Source organism: Acinetobacter legionensis (assembly GCF_048552295.1).
Taxonomy (GTDB): domain Bacteria; phylum Pseudomonadota; class Gammaproteobacteria; order Pseudomonadales; family Moraxellaceae; genus Acinetobacter.
Window position 1 is genome coordinate 1 of the sequence record NZ_JBIMCW010000059.1, and the last position, 3,716, is coordinate 3,716.

4 protein-coding genes are annotated in these 3,716 nt (G+C 42.0%); 3 read left to right on the forward strand and 1 reads right to left on the reverse strand.

The genetic code is table 11. The features are described 5' to 3' along the window. Positions 1-480 (forward strand): hypothetical protein (locus ACG916_RS21380; RefSeq protein WP_419378810.1); only part of this gene is annotated, 480 nt, incomplete at its 5' end. A gap of 530 nt (positions 481-1,010) precedes the next feature. Continuing rightward, positions 1,011-1,955, forward strand: a complete 945-nt coding sequence (locus tag ACG916_RS21385) for a replication initiation protein (protein ID WP_272285734.1) — start codon at positions 1,011-1,013, stop codon at positions 1,953-1,955. Here ACG916_RS21385 and ACG916_RS21390 read toward each other — a convergent pair. Further along, the gene (locus ACG916_RS21390; protein ID WP_068560051.1) at positions 1,945-2,250 is read right to left on the reverse strand and encodes a mobilization protein; all 306 of its coding nucleotides are present in this window, start codon (positions 2,248-2,250) and stop codon (positions 1,945-1,947) included. The genes ACG916_RS21385 and ACG916_RS21390 overlap by 11 nt on opposite strands. Positions 2,251-2,473: 223 nt before the next feature. On the opposite strand from ACG916_RS21390, the gene mobQ reads away from it, so the two are divergent. Then, the coding region (gene mobQ, locus ACG916_RS21395; RefSeq protein WP_419378811.1) for a MobQ family relaxase at positions 2,474-3,716 on the forward strand (1,243 nt) is incomplete at its 3' end.

The window sequence follows — 3,716 nt, forward strand, 5'->3', positions numbered from 1 at the left end:
CCGCCATTTTTTGAAATTGATGCGATCAAAGCTATAGCCCAGTCCATTGTTGAGCATGAGCAAGAACAGGCTCAACAGCAGAAATGGCAAAGGTTACAAGAGTTTTTACAACACTCCCCTAGCACTGTAGACCGACTTGAGCGAGATGCTATCAGCAGATCGTTTGATGAGGGACAGCAAGCAGGTGATGAAGAACTTGCCGAGTTCATCAAATACCATCGGCAGCACTGGCAGGAAAAAGAGCAGGCAGCCAAAGACTGGCAAGCCGAGCATGACCGTTTTATGCGTGAGGAAGCAGCTAAAGCTAGGGAAGAAGCTGCACTCATACGACAAAGAGAGCGTGAATTAGAAGCCAACCGTGAGGCGTACAGAGAGCGCAAAGCATTGGTGGACAAGGAAATAGCTGAAATGCAGCAAAAGCCTGTTAATAGGGATGAAATACAACAACAGCCACGCCCTAAAAATGACTTTGAGCCATAACAAATTTTAATTTTTCTAAACAATACACGGTCTTATAGAGCGAGTGTCTACGAGCGAACAACTGAAATTTGCGCCTTGACCCTCTGAAAAACCGCTTTTTCGCCTTTTGACCCTAGAAAGTGTCTAAACCCTTGCAGCTATTAGCTTTCGTGTGCTTTTGCTCTTAAAAAAGCCTTGAGCGATAGCGAAAGCCATAGTCGCTTTTGCTTTTGCCTTTGCTTTTCAAAAAGACACGAGCGAAGCGAGTGCCATAGCCTTTGATTTTGACCTTGCTTTTGCCTTTGATTCCCTTTTTTAGTTTTTAAAAAGCTTTTAAAAGCTTTTAGACCCCCCTCTAGCCCACGTATACCAATGCTTTCAGACTTTAAAAAACTACAAATGCCATGTATTAAACTACAAATGCCATGTTTTTGGCACTTAAAAAACTACAAATGCCATGTTTAAAAACTACAAATGCCATGTTTTATCCTACTTGACTATATCTGTAGTTTATTCTACAAATACTACAAATTTATAATTTGTAGGTTTACATGGAATTAGATGTAAAAAAACACTATCCCAAAGACTGGGTAGTTTTACAAAATCGAGTAGTAGAGTGTTTTAAGAGCATGACACTTGATGAAAAGCGTTTATTCATCATGGCTACGCCTTTAGCGAGAACCACGAATATATCCAGTGGCGAACCTATTTTTATCTCAACAGAAGAATTTGCATCTGCTTGTGGACTTGAAATTACAGGTGCATACACCGCTTTAGGCATCGCAACCAAGAAACTTTTTGACCGTTCCTTTGGTTATGTCAGGGCAGATAAAAAGAAAGTAAGTATTCGATGGATGTATAAGACAGCTTATGGTGAGGGTGGTGCAGAGCTATATTTTACCGATGAAGTGCTATTACTGCTTAGAGAGTTTGATGCCCTAAACCCTTATACCAAGTATAAAAAAGAAGTTGTTCTAAGACTAAAAAAAGACTATTCGCTAGACCTATATCATTTAGCCAAGAAACACCAAACAATGGGAGGATTCCAAATCAGCCTAGATGAATTATTTGAACAGCTAGGATTACCTGAATCATATAAACGTATTGATAATTTAAAAAACCGTGTTATTGAACCATCACTGGACGAGATCACGGCTAACACTGATATTAACCTGAGCTATGAGAACGTAAAAAAAGGGCGGTCAGTGGTTGGCTTTAAGTTCACAGTCAAGGAAAAGCCAAAGCCGAAAGTGATAGAAACAGGACGAGATAAAAATACGATAGATATGTTCTGCAATCTCAATGACGCTCAGATCAGCAAATATAGCTCGATACTGAGCAAGGTTAGCGACATATCGGATTTATCTACTTTCCCCGATTACAGCACTTTTGCTCAATGGATAGGCAATATATTGAGAGATCCAAAGTCAGTAAGGGAAGTCACTGCAAAGCGTATCTTTACAGCACTACACCAGTACACAGATTTTAAGGGCTAGTCACAATAGGGGCTAGTCCAAACAAGGCTCTATCTCGCTCAGCAGTCAGATATTTTTCTAGCTCATCCAGTATTTCTGAATTGTATTTTGGATTACTGTCCATTTTTTTCTTCAGATAAGAACCGAGCAAAATTTTTATACGTGTGTCGTCTTTTCTGTCCTGCTCTTTTTTACGTGCCTTTTCTCTTGCTTCAGCAGCTTGTTTCTGTGCCTTTAGTTGCTTTAGCTTTTGCTCTTGCTGTTCGATTTTCTGTTCTAAAGTCAGCTTTGGCTTTGGCTCTTTTTCGTCTGTCATGCTCTTTTCCAATATCAAGGATTCTTCTCGATCATAATCCCGTTTGAACTGCCGTTCAAGACGGTATATGATACTCAAAGAATCCCGTAAGGGCGCACTTAGCCATTAATCCATATACTTCGTATGGATTAATGGTGCGAAAGGGGAACTCCCCCTTTACCCCCTGACAAACTCGACACCTCGTTTGTATTTCGCTAAAGCGAAATTAAGAGCAAAAGCAAATATGGCAATTTATCATTTTAGCGTTAAGGCAATTAGTAGAGGTAAAGGACAGAGTGCCATTGCCGCAGCCGCCTATCGTTCTGGTGAAAAATTGGTGTGCGATTTTTATGGAAAAGAACAGGACTACACAAAAAAATCAGGTGTGGAACACACACAAATCTATGCCCCTGAAAACACCCACCCCGATCTATTGAATCGTCAAAATTTATGGAATGCCGTAGAAAAATCTGAGCGCAGAAAAGATGCTTTACTGGCAAGAGAGTTTGAAATTGCTTTTCCCCAAGAGTTGAGCCAGGAACAACGGCAAGCCCTACTTTCAGACTTATGCCAGGATATTGTTAAACGTCATGGCGTGATAGTTGATGCAGCAATCCACGCCCCCCACGTTAGTGGTGGATCTGACGAACGTAACTACCACGCCCATGTTATGTTCACCACACGAGCTATTAATAAAAATGGAACGTTTGAAGCTAAAAAATATCGTGATTTCAGTAGAGATGATGGAACGAAAACCGTTACCGAATGGCGTAAAAATTTTGCCGATCTTGTGAACGTTCAACTTGAAGCTATCGGCTCTAAAGAGCGTGTTAGTCACTTGAGCTACGAAGACCTAGGCAATGGACTAGAAGCCACGCAGCACGAGGGCTACGAGGTCACACAGCAAAGAAGAAGATACGAAGCAGAACAGCAAAAAAATGAAGAAGATCGTGACCCAGAAATCATTATGCCCGATGTCGCACAAGCTAACGATGCAATCAGACAGCGCAATGCAGATAGACGCAGTGATAGACAAGAAATCAAGGGGCTTGACCAAGAAATAATAGCGTCAAATGCGCTCCTAAGCGATTTACAGCGATCTAAAGCCAAAAGTGATGCAGAACATGCACAGCAGCAGCAAATTGCCTTAGAACGCAAAAGAGAGCAAATGGCAGCGCAATCTCTCGTTGATGCACATAAGCGAGCTACGGACTTTCATACAGCGTTCGACCCTAATCGCCCTGATAAGTCTTTAGTAACCCAGTACATCACTGATTACGCCTTGCTTGCCCGACATGGCAAGCAACCGCAACCCCCTGCCCCAGTAGAACAACCGCAGCCGACATGGTGGCAACGGATGACAGGGCAGCAGTTACCACCACCAGAACAACCGCCATTTTTTGAAATTGATGCGATCAAAGCTATAGCCCAGTCCATTGTTGAGCATGAGCAAGAACAGGCTCAACAGCAGAAATGGCAAAGGTTAC

What these genes read in the sequence shown, in the direction of transcription:
- ACG916_RS21385 (WP_272285734.1), top strand. Translation starts at nt 1,011, where the DNA reads ATGGAATTAGATGTAAAAAAACACTATCCCAAAGACTGGGTAGTTTTA.
- ACG916_RS21390 (WP_068560051.1), bottom strand. Translation starts at nt 2,250, where the DNA reads ATGACAGACGAAAAAGAGCCAAAGCCAAAGCTGACTTTAGAACAGAAA.